We start from the raw sequence: 15,335 nt of genomic DNA, 5'->3' as shown, positions 1-15,335 counted from the left end.
TTGTGAAGTCTGCGGATTTAGAAGTACTGGAGCGAGCGCTTGATTGGCTGAATCATGGCTATCAGGCACACTTGTTTACCGTAGTGCAAACATGGGGCTCCGCCCCGCGTTTGCCCGGTGCTGTGCTGGTGGTGCGAGATGACGGGCACTTAATCGGCTCGGTATCCGGCGGCTGTATTGAGGATGATTTAGCTGATAAAGCGCGCAATCAAACACTGCCGACCCAGCCTAGTATCATGGAATATGGCATTAGTCGTGAAGATGCGCAGCGCTTTAGAATCCCTTGTGGTGGCAGATTGCAGATTTTTGTTGAGCCATTGCAGCATGCATCACAATTGTTACCCATCGTTCAGAATCTGCGAGACAGAAAGCTCACCAAGCGCTCAATCCGCATCAGTACTGGTGAAATTACTTTAGCAGAAGTATTACCTGAAGGTGCGCCACGCATCGAGGGCGATTGGTTTCATACCTATTTTGGTCCGCAATGGCGCTTACTCATTATTGGCGCTAATCAGCTCGGGGCAACGTTGGCTAGCATGGCGCAAGCCTTGGATTTTGAAGTGCTGGTGTGTGAGCCACGCCCGGAGATTCGGGATGAATGGCATGTGGATGGCGTAACATGGGTGTATGGGATGCCGGATGATGTGGTGCTGGATATTGCGCCGGATACGCATACTGCCATAGTGGCTGTGACGCACGATCCCAAGCTTGATGATATGGCCTTGCTTGAGGCGTTAAAATCAGATGCGTTTTACGTAGGGGTATTAGGCTCGCAAAAAAATCAGGAAAAACGGCGTGAGCGTATGCGCATGTTCGATCTCAGTGAGCCGGAAATTGCTACCATGCGCGGGCCAGTGGGCTTACGTATCGGCAGCCGTACACCAGCAGAAATCGCCGTGGCTATTCTTGCCGAGTTGATACAGGTGCGAGCGCAGCAAACAACGATAGGCTTGGCGCGCGAAGTAAGTTGTGCCGCTTAGTGTTTAAATTTCTAGCGCTTTAAATCAGCCGGTGTGTCAATATCTGCCAAAATGCCGGCATCCTCACACGGCAACAGGCAAACAGCATCGGCATAGCGTTTGACGATAGCGCGTGCGCCTTCATCTCCTTGCAGGTTTTCTAGTTCGCTGCGATATCGGGCAGCAAAACCAACTGGGTGCCCACGCTGCCCATGATAAGTAGGAATGATGATAGAGTCATTGCTATTGACTCTATTGGCAACCATGCTGATCGTCGCTGGCTGAATGTAAGGCATATCGGCTAATGCAATCACAAACCCATGATTAGCTGCCTCGAAATTTGCTGAAAAGCGAATCGCTGCAGATAAGCTATCCGCCATCTCTTGTTTGTTCTCTTTGCATGCAAATACGGTTAAACCAGCTTGTTGTAATAATGCTGCTAGCGTTGTATTTTCTGGCCTTACCACGGCAACGCAGGTTGGTATGGCTTGCATTAGATTTTCTGCCGAGGCTAGTGCGATAGGGCGGCCATCCGCCATCGGCTGTAACAGTTTATTGCTTGGGCCAAAACGGCGAGAAAAGCCAGCCGCCAGTAAAATGCCTATCATGAAACGTCCCTGTGTGATTACTTAAACCTGATGTGAACATCAAGTCTAAGCGATGCCCATCGCTTTAAGTTTGCGATACAGTGTATTGCGGCTAATACCAAGCTGGCGGGCAACTGCGGAAACATTGCCTGCCTCAGTTTGCATGGCTTGCCTGATGGCTTGGCTAGTAAGGTCATCTAAATCCAATGTGTTGGATGCTTTGTCAGCAATCGAACTTGGCTTGGTTAATGACATCTCATCAATAAAATCTTGCGTGAGATGCAGCGTACTGATTGCCTCGCCATCAGCCAGTGCAATCGCGGTTCTGAGCACGTTATGCAGCTGGCGGATATTGCCTGGCCATGAATGTGCCTGGAATATCCCAATCACTTCAGGCGTAATTTCTACTGTGCCAGCTTGTTCAATATGTAATATGACATCAATCAACGCTTGCAGGTCAGAGCGTTCACGTAGCGGCGGTAGTGCAACACTGAGGCCATTGAGTCGATAGTAAAGATCGCTGCGGAACTCACCAGCTTCGACCTTTTCTTTCAGTTTTAGATTGGTCGCACTAATCAATGAAAAATTGACCGGGATGGTTTTGGTGCTGCCCAATGGGGTCACGGTGCGCTCTTGCAGCACTCTCAATAAACGTGCCTGTAATGAGAGCGGCATGTCGCCAATTTCGTCCAAAAATAAAGTACCGCCATTGGCCTGCTCAATTTTACCGGGGCTGCCTTTACGGCGCGCGCCGGTAAATGCGCCTTCTTCATAGCCAAATAGTTCAGCCTCGATTAAACCTTCGGGCAATGCAGCGCAGTTCACCGCAATCCACGGACCTTTGTGCTGCGCACTGGCTTCGTGAATCGCCCGTGCAAACAGCTCTTTACCCACGCCGGTTTCCCCCTGAATCAGGATAGGAATATCACGCGACAGCACTTGTTTGATTTGCTGGACTGCGCGTGAGATTTTTGCATCGCCGCTATCGAGTAAATCCAAATTGGCGGCGCTAGTTCTTTTTACAGCGACAGGAGGCGTGGCGCTAATCTGTTGTTTTTTCTGTAGTAGTTCAACTTGCACATAAATACGCGCGCCATTGTTTAATCTTAAGGGCACAATTAATTTATCAGTGCTGCCAATTTGCCTTAATAAGCTTGTGAACGGGATATCAAACAGATTGTTGAAATGAATACCTTGTCGCGATGCTGCGTTGCTAGTGTTTAAGCTGAGTTGAAATTGGCCACTGCGATTGGTTGCAACTAATTGACCGCCGTCAGTAAAGATAGCCACACCTTCCCATAGAGTGCCGATAAACTCTGGGCGCGCATGGAAATGCAATGCAATCTCACCTTGATGGCTTGCCAAGAACAGGCGGTTTTCAATCATCTGCGCAGACATCTTCACCAGTGCCAGCGTATGCTGCTGTGACATATTGGAGTCATTAGAGACATCCAGTGTGGCAATCAGTTGATTCTCTGCCCCAAAAATAGGTACTGCTGAGCAGCTTAACGAGTGATGGTATGCCATGAAGTGTTCAGCACCTTGCACGGTGAGTGCCGACTGCTCAATGAGCACCGTGCCAATTGCATTGGTGCCCCTGTGATCTTCATGCCAGGATGCGCCGGCAGATAAGGCGATACGCTGTGCTTCATTTAAAAAATGATGACCACCCAGACTATGCAGAATCACGCCTTCATCGTCTGTCAGTATGACTACATTGCGGGTGTGAGCAATTTGCTCGTTGAGCGTTTCCATCTCTGGTTGCGCGAGTTTAAGCAGCTGCTGGTTTTGCTCGCGTTTGAGTGCCAACTCCTGTGCGGTGACTACTTCTAAACTGGGTGGCGAGTTTGTATCAATCCCATTTGCCAGGCAGCGTCGCCATGAGCGTTCAATCGCTTCTGCAATCGCCCCTTGCTCTACGTTGCCATTGCTCAGAAATTCTTTTCTGGCTTGCAGGATGGCAGGCGTTTTATCTGTTGCAGCATTACTCATATATTGGCTAACTACCTTAAATTAATTGAACACCTGTCACGTGACAACTGTTCAATTCTGACACAGTATCAAAAGTTAAATGCGCTCAAATCTGGAAAAGCATTCATTTTCGCGAAAATTCTAGTTTGTTGATTTTAAATAAATTTTCAATAAAAGTTTATTTAATTTTTCGGCTTTTTATTGTGTTGGCATGCCTGTTGCAATATTAGCACTGTTACCAATATCGTTTCAATGCATGAGATTAGTAATACAGAACTTAAATAATTTTATAATTTGGGGATGCAACATGAATCATCTATTTAAACGTAAATTTGGCGTTAGCCTAGCTTTAAGTGCAGGCCTATTTGGCATGCTAAGTACTCCAGCTTTTGCTGAAGATGAATTATCAACACTCATGAAGGATGATAGTCAGTGGGTGCACCCACGTAAAGATTTTAGCAACTCTGGTTACAGCCGTCTGAGTCAAATTAATAAAGGCAATGTGAAAAACATGAAGCTTGCCTGGTCTTTTGCAACCGGTGTTAACCGTGGTCATGAAGGTGCGCCGCTAGTAGTGAATGGCGTGATGTACGTGCATACAGCATTCCCTAATAATGTTTACGCATTGGATCTTAATGACAACCAGAAAATCCTTTGGTCATATTTCCCGAAACAAGACCCATCAACACAAGCTTTACTGTGCTGTGATAACGTTAACCGTGGCTTAGGCTATGGTGAAGGCAAGATTTTCTTGCAACAGAATGATGGTTTGTTAGTTGCACTGGATGCTAAGTCTGGTAAAAAACTATGGGATACACAAGTAACAAATCCTAAAGAAGGCGCATCAAACACTAATGCACCACACGTGATTAAAGATAAAGTGATTACAGGCTGTTCAGGTGGCGAGTACGGTGTACGCTGCTATATCAGTGCTTACAACATCAAAGATGGTGCTTTGGTGTGGCGTGCATACAGCACAGGTTCAGACCAAGACGTATTGATCGGTAATGATTTCAATAAGGGTAATCCGCACTACAGCGCGTTATCACTTTACCAAGATGTGAACGGCGGCAATAAAATTGGCGGCTCATTCAAAGCTTTGCCTAAAGACCAATTGAAGTTCCCAGAAAAAGACCTAGGCATTAAAACCTGGTTGAAACCACAAGCCAAAAAAGACGGCTGGCAAAACGGTGGTGGCCCGACTTGGGGTTGGTACTCATATGATCCAAAATTAAACCTGATGTACTACGGTACTGGTAACCCAAGTACTTGGAACCCAGATGTACGTCCAGGTGACAACAAATGGTCAATGACTATTTTTGCACGTGATGTCGATACCGGTGAGGCGAAATGGGGTTATCAAATGACACCGCATGACGAGTGGGATTACGACGGCATGAATGAAATCATTTTGTGGGAAGCTAAAGGTAAGAAACTAGCTAGCCACTTTGACCGTAATGGTTTTGGATATACATTTGACCGTACCAATGGCTCATTGCTCGTTGCCAACAAAATGCATCCATTTGTGAACTGGGCTTTTAATGTAGACCTTAAAACTGGTATACCAAATAAAGACCCTAAATTCTCAACCCACCAAGATTACAACGCACAGGGTATTTGTCCTTCTGCACTTGGGGTAAAAGACCAGCAGCCTGCTGCATTCTCCCCAAAGACTGGCATGTTCTACGTACCGCTTAACCATGTATGTATGACATATGAGCCTGTTGAATCTAAGTACGTTGCAGGCCAGCCATGGGTAGGTTCAACCCTCACCATGTTCCCAGGACCAGACGGTGTAATGGGTGGATTTATGGCTTGGGACGGCTTAAAAGGCAAGTCAGCTTGGTATAAAAAAGAACAATTCTCAGCTTGGGGCGGTGCGCTGGTTACATCAACTAACCTAGTGTTCTACGGTACATTGGATCGCTGGTTTAAAGCAGTGGACGCCAACAATGGTAAAGAGTTGTGGAAATTCCAAGTAGGTTCAGGCGTGGTTGGTAATGCCATTACTTATAGCAATAAAGGTAAGCAATATGTTGGCGTGCTATCAGGTATTGGTGGCTGGGCAGGCGTGGCAATGAACCTAGGTTTAACTAACTCCACTGATGGCTTGGGTGCTGCTGGTGGTTATAAAGATCTAGTGAAATACAACGCTGCACCTGGTGGTGGCGCAATGAACGTATTTAGTCTGTAACTTGTTAAGTCATAAGGAAATATAAAATGTCTCTATTAAAGAAAACAATTTTATTAAGTGCATTGCTCTTGAGTGCACAAGCGGCTAGCGCTGCTGATCCGGCAGAAAGTCTTGCACAAAAGAGCGGATGTTTGATGTGTCACGGAATTCAGAATGCGATTCTTGGCCCATCTTACAAAGATGTAGCCACTAAATATAAAGGTGATGCAGCTGCTGAAGCACGTTTGGTTGCAAAAGTGAAAGCCGGTGGTGGTGGTGTTTGGGGCAAGATGGCGATGCCACCTAACAGCCCGCAGGTAAAAGATGATGATATTAAAACGATTGTGAAATGGGTACTTAAGCAGGCCTAGCTGGTTGAGTATTCTGTCATAAAAGAAAAGGGTCAACCGTGAGGTTGGCCCTTTTTTTATCGTCAATTGTGAATGCTCACTTCTCTACAGGCCCCTACGCCGCTTGCTTCCGATTAAAGTACTGAGCATACAGCGTATCTTAGATATTATTCACGAGATTTTATTCAGTGTGCACCTTGGGTGGCTCCGCCCCCACAACGCGGTTACGCCCAGATTGCTTCGCTAAGTATAGCGCTGCGTCTGCTCTTGGCAGAACGCTATCCACAGTTTCACCGTGCACACGCTCCGCAACGCCAGCACTAAATGTAATCAGTACACGTTCATTATTGTGTAAGAAGAAGTTCTTGGTAAGGTCACGCTGCAAGCCAGAAACCACACTGACAGCATCGTTCTGGTTGGAGCCAGGCAGCAGAATCACAAACTCCTCGCCGCCATAGCGCGCTAAGACATCGGTGCTGCGTAAAATACCTTTCACCACCTTGGATAAGTGGGCAAGCGCTTTATCGCCTGTAGAGTGCCCCATCGTGTCATTGATCTTTTTAAAGTGATCAACGTCTAGCATTGCCAGCGAGAGTGATGTGCCATGCCTGTCTGAGCGTTCAAATTCACGAATCAAGGCCTCATCCATACCTCGCCTGTTTAAAGCGCCGGTGAGGAAGTCTTCATGTGCAGCTTCGCTAATGTAGTCCAGCTTGAGTGTGAGCTCGTTGATTTTCTTTTCGGCCTCTTGTGCTTTTTTCTGAGACTCAAGCAGCGTCTCATGATTGGCCTTGGCTTCGGTATTCATTTCGCCAATATCGTCTACTAAATGCTCTAGTATTGTATTGAGTTCAGTAATGTCGTTAACGGCATTAATTTGATTGTGATACTCCTGAATCTTGTTCTGGTAGTTGCCGGTAGAAGAGGTGATGTCGGCCAGCCTGCTGACGAAGGTATTCACCATGCTTTTCAGGGTTTCTTTCGCTTCAATCAGGCCTGGTTTAATTTGCGCCTGTTTGAAAATGAGCTCTTTCAAGCTGCTTTCGGCGTTATAGACTGTATCAATTTTTAATGGCTTAGAAACAATCTCTTTAACGATGGCAATTTGCGCGTGTAGCCATTCATCTTCAATAGTGAGTTCTGCCATACTGGAAACAAGTAGGCGCAATATTTCAATCAGCGCTTCTTGCATTCTGCGCTGTGCGTCAGTTTGCATTTCTGCTCGAAGCAGGGTTGAGCGTAGTGTGCCGTTCAGTTCTTCGATTTGCGCTAATGTTTGCGCTGCTTCAGCTTCTTTAATCAGCTCTTCCACACGGTTCGCCGCACTGGGTGAGTCCGCGAATTTTGGCATGACAATAATCCGAATGGTTCTCACCAATATGTCACGCCAGGCAATCGCGATATCTGCAGGCGTCGAGCTGTTATTGTCGCTGTGCTGAGGCACATGCTTAGTTGCCTGCACATCATGATGATTGAGGGCTGGTGTGTGATTGGCAGATATTTCAATGTCTGCCGCTTTGCCCTCGCCCCACGAGGTAATGAGAGTTTGAATCTTTTCGGCCAGCTGAGCTGGATCGTTACCAAACGTGGTGATGAGGCGATTTAACCCATCACGTTTGCTTGATGCGGATAGTTCTGTATGGTTAAGCTCCAGCTGCTTAAGCAAGTAGCGCAATAGGGGGCCCCACTGTACATCACTATCTTTATCTGCGTCGTTAAGAATAAGCGCACGCAGTTGCGCATCGAGATTAATAGCATCATTCTTTTCAATCAGATTCGGAATACGTTTTGCAATTGATGCGTATTTAGGATGCTCTTTGCCTTTTTCTACCAGTATTTTATTAAGTGTAATATCCAGTAAAGGTTTGCCGTTGGATGGAGTGCCCCCTGCAATCTCATCGTAAACTTTACTGTAGTTTTCCGGCGTAGGCGGTTTCTGGCTCTTTGATAGCTGAATTAAAGTTTGGCGAGCAATTTCAAGTGGTGTTAGTTTTTGTTCCATAAGATCCGACTGATTAATCCTTTTGGGTGATTGTTACATGATGTCGCGCTTGTAACAAGCCACCATCTTACTCTGGAGTCAATTTTTATATAAGTATAAGAATAAACGCTCATCGCTTGATAGTGCAAATACTAAATCTATAGGCAAAAAAAATGACCCGATAAAGGGTCATTTTAAATGGATTCTTTAAGTACTAAATCTTCTGAATGTTAGAAGCTTGTTTACCTTTTGGTCCGTCAGTCACGTCGAAAGATACGCGTTCGTTTTCTTTCAAACTTTTGTAACCGCTATCGTTGATAGCTGAGAAATGTGCGAATAAATCGTCACCGCCTGCGTCAGGAGTAATGAAACCAAAACCTTTAGAGTCATTAAACCATTTTACTAAACCTGTTGCCATATCTTATTCCATACTTTTTAAAAAAGGGAGGCACCCTGAAAGTTCGGGTTTTTAAATACAATCAATCTACGAAAGACTAAAAAATTAAAAATTCAAACGCCTACATTGCTTTTTACGGACAATTTGGGAGCCTGTCAAGCACAATTTGAATTATCTTTGTAGGGTCATACTTGATAGTTATTAAAATCAGGCACTTATTTAACTGATTAGCTTGCTAAATTAGGTTTCTGGGGCTATAGTGCGCGTGCGTTAAGTAGTGCTTGCGTAAACTATTTTATACTCAATATTCCCAACGTTTTACGATTGCATCAACTTTTGATTCGCTTTTTGCTTTAACACGGGTCTTACATGATTTTGGAGCAAAGCAATGGCAAAAGAAGAGTTGATTGAAATGAGCGGTGTGGTAACGGAGATTTTACCGGATTCGCGTTATCGTGTAACTTTAGATAACGGTCATGTATTAATCGCATATACCGGCGGTAAGATGAAAAAGAACCATATTCGCATTTTAGCGGGTGACAAGGTTACGCTGGAGTTATCTCCTTACGATGTAAACAATGGCCGCATTACATTTAGGCATATTGATAACCATCATAGTTTTACGCCTAGAAAAAGAACCTACTAAACACATCGTTTGTCATCTTCCTCAATAGCTGATACATTTATTCCATGCTCAAAGGTTTTAATAAAAAACTATTGATGGTCATTGTGGTTTGGTTTGCGGTATTGCAAGCCTTTACCCCATTTATCCATGCGCATGTGCAGGCGGATGCTCCTGTTTATGGGCATGGCTTGCATATGCATGAGGCAGGGTTGTTTCAATCGCTAGATGCTGTACATACATTTAAGAATGTTAATGATGTGCAGGTGATAGGGGTGGATAAAGCTTTAACTAAAACTAAAAATTTAGAGGCATTACCTGTGCCGCTATTTTTGATGTTATTTATTATTCCTTTACTCGCCATTTCTCTCCGGCGTTATAAATATGCGTTTACGGCGCATATCAGTATTCCTCCTTTTCTCCAGTCTGTAGCGGGGCCGCGCGCTCCACCTCTCTTCTCCTAAAAGTCCAAGATTCAATATTCGTGCTTGTCACGAATGATTTTCTGCTTTTTTAGGAGTGCGATATGTCTATATTCAGCCGACTTTGGCTAGTAATAGCGCTATCTGTCAGTTATAGCAATTTGCTTCATGCCGAGACTCATCTTCAAGGTGATGTTGCGTTGTCATCATCACTTGTGGATGAAAGTAATGCTGGGCGTCACTTAGACTTACTTAAAGTTAACCCAAATTTGCATTTATCCGAGGTGCTGGAAAAAACCTTTATACGTAGCCCTATGCAGTCTGCATTGCAATCTAGAAATGCGCTGGTGGCTTCCAAGCAAACCTTGGCGCATGCTGTCTTACCTGCCGCTCCGGCGATGGTTGTGTCGCATCAAAATGATGCTCTGGCTAGCGGTCGTGGTGAGCGTGAATGGTTAGCTGAAGTTGAGTTGCCAGTTTGGATGCCCAATCAGCGTAATAAGCGCCTCATGGTTGCCGATGCGAGTAGCAGTAGCCTGATGGCTAGCCGTGGCAGTTTAAAGCTGCACGTAGCTGGCTTGCTCAGGGAGGCGCTGTGGGAGCTAGCGATCAGTGAAAATGGCTTAGCCCTGACTGCGAATAAATTAAAGCTTGCCAATCAGCTTCAGCACGATGTGGAAAAGCGTTTTTTAGCGGGTGAGCTTGCAAAGACAGAAGTGATGTTGGTACAGCAGGAAACCTTACGCGCAGAGCAGGATAACCTACGTGCGGAGGCCGAAGTCATGCATGCTCGTCACCGATATTATGTGCTGACAGGTTTGCGCGAGATACCCGCAGGCTTTGTTGAGTCACAGTCGGCTTTGCGTGATTATCAGCAGTCACCTATCTGGCTTGAGGCGCAGTCCAAGTTGGATTTAGCACAAACAGAGCGAGAGCTTGCGCAAGTGGAAAGCCGTGAAAACGTGCAGCTTTCATTGAATATGCGCAGTATCCGTGGCGGCTTCGATGTACTTTTCAATGAAAGTGTTGGCTTGAAATTACGCATACCATTGGGCAGTGAGGTGCGTGCTGCACCAATCAAAGCAGCAGCCGAGCAAAATGTAGGTAACGCTTTAAGTGAGCAGGCAACCTTGCAGTACACCTTGGAAACTGCGATGCATGAAGCCGAGCATAATCTGGAAGTAAGCCGTGCAGAACTTGGGTTGGCGACTAAGCAGCATGAGATTGCGGCCGAAAGTGCCAGGCTTGCGGATAAGGCGTTTAAATTAGGCGAAACTGACTTGGTGAGCCTGTTGAGAGTGCAGGCGCGAGCTTTTGAGTCTGAGCGTATATTCACTAATCAAAAAATAAAAGTGCAGTGGGATATCGCCCGCTATAACCAAACAGTAGGAGTGCTCCCATGAGATATTTTCTTGTATTAATCAGTACGCTGGTATTTCTCAGCGGCAATGCGCAGGCAGATGATGTGGTGATGAGTCTGGCGCAACAAAAAAGTCTGGGCGTTGTAGTGGCTCCAATCAGTAAAAATACTTTATTGAGTAGCCGCCGCTTTCCTGCCGAAATTGTGATTCCAGTTGGTCAGGAGCGCGTTGTTAGCGCGCCGCAGTCAGGTTTGTTAGATCAAATGCATGTTGCAGCTGGGCAGACGGTAAAAAAGGGGCAAGTAATGGCGCATTTAATCAGCCCGGACTTGTTGGGATTGCAGCGCGACTACCTGCAAGCATTAACGCAGAAAAAGCTGGCAGCAAAAGCGTTAGCACGTGATACGGAGTTATTAAAGGACGGCATTATTGCACAGCGCAGGTACTTAGAAACTGAGAGTGCGCATGATGAGGCTAGTGCCAATTTAGCTCAGCGTAAGCAGGCATTAAAATTGTCTGGCGTGAGTGATGGCGTTATTGCAAAACTAAGCCCATCAGCAGGAATGGCTAGCGGACTCAGCTTATTAGCGCCAATTTCTGGCCAAGTATTAGAGCAGATGGCGACGACTGGACAGCGTGTTGATATGGCAACGCCTTTATACCGAATTGCGAAATTGTCTCCGTTGTGGCTTGAAATTCATGCGCCACTTGAAGGCTTGCCATTTGTGAAGGAGGGCATGCAAGTGCAGGTGCCTAAGTTGCAGGCAAGCGGTCATCTTATTGCTGTGATTCGTAGTGTCAATAAAGCCGACCAGACATTGCATTTACGGGCGGAGATAACCAAAGGCGCGGAAAAACTATCGCCAGGACAGTTCGTAGAGGCTGAAATTAACCTGGGTGATCAATCTAAGCATTTTAGTGTGCCCAAATCAGCACTTGCAAGGCAAGGCAGCAATGCCGTGGTGTTTGTACAGACGCAAACAGGCTTTAGGCCGAGTAAGGTGACGGTGATTTCTGAGCAAGGGGATGAGGCTGTAGTAGATGCGTCGTTTATAGGTGCCGAGAAAATTGCAGTGACCGGTATCTCTGCGATTAAAGGCACATGGTTGGGTTTAGGGGGTGAATGATGCTAGCTAAGCTGATTCAATTTGCACTAACGCAACGACTATTAATGGTGATTGCTACACTCGGTTTGGCGGCTGCAGGTACCGTTGCTTATCGCGCATTGCCTATTGATGCCTTTCCCGATGTGTCTTCTACACAGGTGAAAATTGTGGTTAAAGCCCCTGGTATGACGCCTGAGGAGGTAGAGGCAAGAATTACAGCACCGATAGAGGTTGAGGTGTTAGGCATACCCCATCAAGTGGGGGTGCGCTCAGTCGCTAAGTATGCACTCACTGACATTACGATTGATTTTGAAGATGGTACGGATATTTACTGGGCCAGACAGCAGTTGTCAGAGCGGCTAAGTGCAGTCTGGCCGAATTTGCCTGACAATGTGTCTGGTGGTATGGCGCCAATGACAACACCCTTAGGTGAGATGTTTATGTTCACCGTGGAGAGTGATGAGCTGAGCCTGCAGGAACGACGCAGCCTATTGGACTGGGTGATTCGCCCACAATTACGCACAGTTGCCGGTGTGGCAGATGTTAATGCGCTAGGTGGCTTAGTGCGTAGTTTTGAAATCGTACCGGACAATGCACGCATGTACGCAAGAGGTGTGGCAATAGATCTGCTGCAGCAAGTACTGCAAACCAATAATCGTAACGGTGGTGCTGGGCGATTGAACGATGGTGAAGGCTCTTTACTGGTACGCTCAGAGGGTGGTTTTAAAACCATTGAGGATGTGGAGAACACCGTGGTGCGCACGGATCATGGCATGTCTGTGCGGGTAGCCGATGTTGCGACTGTACGTATTGGATCAATTACACGCTATGGTGCCGTAACCAGTAATGGTCAGAATGAAACCGTGCAGGGCTTGGTACTGGGCTTACGCGGAGCTAATGCACAAAAGGTGGTTGAGGGCGTAAAAGCCAGACTGGCAGAAATAGCGCCACAGTTGCCTAAGAGCGTCAAGATTAATGTGTTTTATGATAGAGGCGGCTTGGTTGAACGTGCTGTTAATACCGTGACGAAAGCACTTCTTGAAGCTGTAGTCCTCGTGTTGATTTTATTGGTACTGTTTTTGGGTAACTTTAGAGCAGCGCTGACCATTGCTTTTATTCTGCCGCTTTCTGCATTGTTTACATTTTTATTGATGCGCAGTTTCGGTATGTCTGCCAATTTAATGAGTCTAGGCGGACTTGCTATTGCCATCGGTATGTTGGTAGATGCGGCAGTGGTGGTGGTGGAAAATGTGGTATCGCATCTGGCAGATAGAAAGCAGGCCGGCACATTACCGCGTATGCATATTATTTATCGAGCAGTGCGCGAGGTTAGCGTGCCAGTCACTGCTGGTGTGCTGATTATTATTACGGTATTTTTACCTCTGCTCACATTGCAGGGCTTAGAGGGTAAGTTATTCACGCCAGTAGCCTTGACCATTATGTTTGCGTTAGCCGGCTCGCTCGTATTGTCGTTGACGGTGATTCCTATGCTGTCTTCCTTTTTATTAAAAGAAGTGAGTCACGATAATCCATGGTTGGTGCGTAAGGCACTGGCGATTTATGAACCAATATTGATCTGGTGTCTGGCTCATGCAAAGGTGATTGTCATCGCAGCGCTAGTCATGCTTGCCCTTACTGGCGTAGTGTATAGCCAGATTGGTAAGACTTTTATGCCAGTGATGGATGAAGGCGACATTATTATTGGGGTAGAGAAATTACCATCGATTAATCTTAATCAAACCATCATTACCGATATGAACGTGCAGCGCGCGATATTAAGCCAAGTACCGGAAGTGAAAGGCGTGTATTCGCGAGTTGGTTCCGATGACTTGGGTTTGGACCCGATGGGCTTAAACCAAACTGATAATTTCTTGATATTAAAGCCGATGCGTGAGTGGCGCATGGCGACCAAAGAGGAGTTGATTGATGAGCTGCGAAAAGTGATGAACCAGCTACCAGGTCTCGCCTTTAGTTTTACACAGCCGATTGATATGCGTGTGAATGAAATGATATTGGGCGTGCGAGGTGATCTGGCGATTAAAATCTTTGGGCCAGACCTCAATACGCTGAATGCAAAAGCACAGCAGATTGTTAAAATTTTAACCTCTATTCCGGGTAGTCAGGACGTATATACCCCGCAAAACAGTGGTGTGCAGTATTTACAAATCAAAATTGACCGAATGGCGGCAGGACGCCTTGGCCTGAGCGTCACCGAGATAGAGGCGATATTGCTCGCACAGCTTGAGGGTAAGCAGTTGGGCGTAGTGCAGGAAGGGCAGAAGCGCACCCCGGTATTGATTCGAGGCAGTCAGGATCTACGTGCATCTCCCGCAGACTTCGGTAACTTAATGTTAACACTGGACAATGGTACGAATATCCCGCTTTCGGCTGTGGCTAGAATTGAGCGTGAAGAAGGCCCCGTCAAAGTTGATAGGGAGCGTGGTGCACGTTTCGTTGTGGTGACAGCCAATGTGCGTGATCGTGATTTGGTGAGCTTTGTGGAGGAGGCCAAGCAGCGTGTACAGGCAGAGGTTAAGTTTGATGAAGGCTATGCTGCAAAATTTGGCGGGCAATTTGAGAACCAGCAAAGAGCGTCTGCTCGCTTAGCTATTGTGGTACCAGTAGCGATCGGATTGATATTCTTATTGTTGTTTGCGACATTTGGGTCGGTTAGGCAGGCAGCATTGATTTTGTCTAATATTCCTTTTGCAATGATAGGCGGCGTGTTCTCACTCTGGCTGTCAGGGGAGTACTTATCCGTCCCTGCCTCTGTTGGCTTTATCGCATTGCTTGGGATTGCTGTGTTGAATGGTGTGGTAATGGTGAGTTATTTTAACCAGTTACAGGCGCAGGGGATGGCGATGGTTAATATCGTGGTGGAAGGTGCTAAACGCAGGTTGAGGCCTGTGTTAATGACTGCGAGCATTGCTGCCTTTGGCTTAATTCCTCTGCTGTTTGCAACTGGGCCTGGCTCTGAGATTCAGCGGCCTTTAGCTATTGTCGTGATCGGTGGTCTGGTTAGCTCTACCGCGCTTACATTAGTGTTGTTGCCAATCTTTTATCGCAGGTTTTTTAATGGGGTTACAAAATGAGTCAGTCTCCAAGCGAACAAGGCTTATTAATACTGATGGCGCCAGTGAGTTTAGAAGAAACATTGGTTGATTTGTTGTTACAAAAAGACCAGATATCTGGTTTTACTACCACTAATGTCAACGGGCATGGCAGGCAGCATGCCGAGCTGAGTCTGGTTGAGCAGGTAGCTGGCCGCCAAAAGCGTGTGCAGTTTATGATGCATGCCAGTTTCGCGGAGTTACAAGGGTTGGTGGTCGAGTTGAAGCAAGTGTTTAGTGATACCGGCATGCACTATATATTAATGCCGGTTGCCGAGGCGCAATCTATTTAAAAG

At 46.4% G+C, this 15,335-nt stretch carries 13 protein-coding genes; 9 read left to right on the top strand and 4 right to left on the bottom strand.

The window, feature by feature from the left end; all coding sequences use genetic code 11:
- Positions 1–2 precede the first annotated feature (2 nt).
- On the top strand, positions 3–980 hold the full coding sequence (locus C3Y98_RS10025) for an XdhC family protein (RefSeq protein ID WP_135278501.1): 978 nt from the start codon (positions 3–5) through the stop codon (positions 978–980).
- Between the two features lie 11 nt (positions 981–991).
- On the opposite strand, the gene C3Y98_RS10020 is transcribed toward C3Y98_RS10025, so the two are convergent.
- Together C3Y98_RS10020 and C3Y98_RS10015 are read right to left on the bottom strand one after the other, a co-directional pair.
- Positions 992–1,567 (bottom strand): nucleotidyltransferase family protein, encoded by a 576-nt coding sequence (locus tag C3Y98_RS10020; protein WP_135278450.1) that lies wholly within the window; start codon positions 1,565–1,567, stop codon positions 992–994.
- A gap of 45 nt (positions 1,568–1,612) precedes the next feature.
- Entirely contained in the window at positions 1,613–3,538 is a 1,926-nt protein-coding gene (locus C3Y98_RS10015; protein ID WP_135278449.1) for a sigma-54-dependent Fis family transcriptional regulator, read from the bottom strand.
- A gap of 286 nt (positions 3,539–3,824) precedes the next feature.
- Here C3Y98_RS10015 and C3Y98_RS10010 point away from each other — a divergent pair, with 286 nt between their 5' ends.
- Positions 3,825–5,711, top strand: a complete 1,887-nt coding sequence (locus C3Y98_RS10010; RefSeq protein ID WP_135278448.1) for a methanol/ethanol family PQQ-dependent dehydrogenase — start codon at positions 3,825–3,827, stop codon at positions 5,709–5,711.
- 26 nt (positions 5,712–5,737) lie between these two features.
- Entirely contained in the window at positions 5,738–6,061 is a 324-nt protein-coding gene (locus tag C3Y98_RS10005) for a c-type cytochrome (RefSeq protein ID WP_135278447.1), read from the top strand.
- A gap of 160 nt (positions 6,062–6,221) precedes the next feature.
- On the opposite strand, the gene C3Y98_RS10000 is transcribed toward C3Y98_RS10005, so the two are convergent.
- A complete protein-coding gene (locus tag C3Y98_RS10000) occupies positions 6,222–8,042 on the bottom strand; it encodes a sensor domain-containing diguanylate cyclase (protein WP_135278446.1) in 1,821 nt (606 codons plus the stop codon).
- Positions 8,043–8,235: 193 nt separating this feature from the next.
- Positions 8,236–8,439, bottom strand: coding sequence for a cold-shock protein (locus C3Y98_RS09995; protein ID WP_015832706.1), 204 nt, complete (start codon positions 8,437–8,439; stop codon positions 8,236–8,238).
- 367 nt (positions 8,440–8,806) lie between these two features.
- Between C3Y98_RS09995 and infA the strand changes: the two genes are divergently transcribed.
- From infA to C3Y98_RS09965, 6 genes are all read left to right on the top strand, one after another.
- A complete protein-coding gene (gene infA / locus C3Y98_RS09990) occupies positions 8,807–9,064 on the top strand; it encodes a translation initiation factor IF-1 (RefSeq protein WP_135278445.1) in 258 nt (85 codons plus the stop codon).
- 44 nt (positions 9,065–9,108) lie between these two features.
- A complete protein-coding gene (locus tag C3Y98_RS09985; RefSeq protein WP_135278444.1) occupies positions 9,109–9,504 on the top strand; it encodes a hypothetical protein in 396 nt (131 codons plus the stop codon).
- A gap of 62 nt (positions 9,505–9,566) precedes the next feature.
- A complete protein-coding gene (locus C3Y98_RS09980) occupies positions 9,567–10,865 on the top strand; it encodes a TolC family protein (RefSeq protein ID WP_135278443.1) in 1,299 nt (432 codons plus the stop codon).
- Positions 10,862–11,950 carry an efflux RND transporter periplasmic adaptor subunit gene (locus C3Y98_RS09975; protein WP_135278442.1) on the top strand — a complete coding sequence of 363 codons (1,089 nt, stop codon included), beginning with the start codon at positions 10,862–10,864 and terminating at the stop codon, positions 11,948–11,950. Before C3Y98_RS09980 ends, C3Y98_RS09975 begins: the two co-directional genes overlap by 4 nt.
- Positions 11,950–15,021: an efflux RND transporter permease subunit gene (locus C3Y98_RS09970; RefSeq protein WP_135278500.1), complete on the top strand. Its 3,072-nt coding sequence runs from the start codon at positions 11,950–11,952 to the stop codon at positions 15,019–15,021. The genes C3Y98_RS09975 and C3Y98_RS09970 overlap by 1 nt, the downstream gene beginning before the upstream one ends.
- Entirely contained in the window at positions 15,018–15,332 is a 315-nt protein-coding gene (locus tag C3Y98_RS09965) for a DUF3240 family protein (protein WP_135278441.1), read from the top strand. Before C3Y98_RS09970 ends, C3Y98_RS09965 begins: the two co-directional genes overlap by 4 nt.
- Positions 15,333–15,335 lie beyond the last annotated feature (3 nt).

The sequence above is a fragment of the Methylotenera oryzisoli genome (assembly GCF_004661485.1).
Taxonomy (GTDB): domain Bacteria; phylum Pseudomonadota; class Gammaproteobacteria; order Burkholderiales; family Methylophilaceae; genus Methylotenera; species Methylotenera oryzisoli.
Note: the sequence above shows the minus strand (reverse complement) of the source record. Positions and strands in the feature narration are given on the sequence as shown.

Coding starts and splice junctions, on each gene's coding strand:
- C3Y98_RS10010 (WP_135278448.1), top strand. CDS start 3,825: ATGAATCATCTATTTAAACGTAAATTTGGCGTTAGCCTAGCTTTAAGT.
- C3Y98_RS09965 (WP_135278441.1), top strand. CDS start 15,018: ATGAGTCAGTCTCCAAGCGAACAAGGCTTATTAATACTGATGGCGCCA.
- C3Y98_RS10015 (WP_135278449.1), bottom strand. CDS start 3,538: ATGAGTAATGCTGCAACAGATAAAACGCCTGCCATCCTGCAAGCCAGA.
- C3Y98_RS10020 (WP_135278450.1), bottom strand. CDS start 1,567: ATGATAGGCATTTTACTGGCGGCTGGCTTTTCTCGCCGTTTTGGCCCA.
- C3Y98_RS09985 (WP_135278444.1), top strand. CDS start 9,109: ATGCTCAAAGGTTTTAATAAAAAACTATTGATGGTCATTGTGGTTTGG.
- C3Y98_RS09970 (WP_135278500.1), top strand. CDS start 11,950: ATGCTAGCTAAGCTGATTCAATTTGCACTAACGCAACGACTATTAATG.
- C3Y98_RS09980 (WP_135278443.1), top strand. CDS start 9,567: ATGTCTATATTCAGCCGACTTTGGCTAGTAATAGCGCTATCTGTCAGT.
- C3Y98_RS10000 (WP_135278446.1), bottom strand. CDS start 8,042: ATGGAACAAAAACTAACACCACTTGAAATTGCTCGCCAAACTTTAATT.
- C3Y98_RS10005 (WP_135278447.1), top strand. CDS start 5,738: ATGTCTCTATTAAAGAAAACAATTTTATTAAGTGCATTGCTCTTGAGT.
- C3Y98_RS09975 (WP_135278442.1), top strand. CDS start 10,862: ATGAGATATTTTCTTGTATTAATCAGTACGCTGGTATTTCTCAGCGGC.
- infA (WP_135278445.1), top strand. CDS start 8,807: ATGGCAAAAGAAGAGTTGATTGAAATGAGCGGTGTGGTAACGGAGATT.
- C3Y98_RS09995 (WP_015832706.1), bottom strand. CDS start 8,439: ATGGCAACAGGTTTAGTAAAATGGTTTAATGACTCTAAAGGTTTTGGT.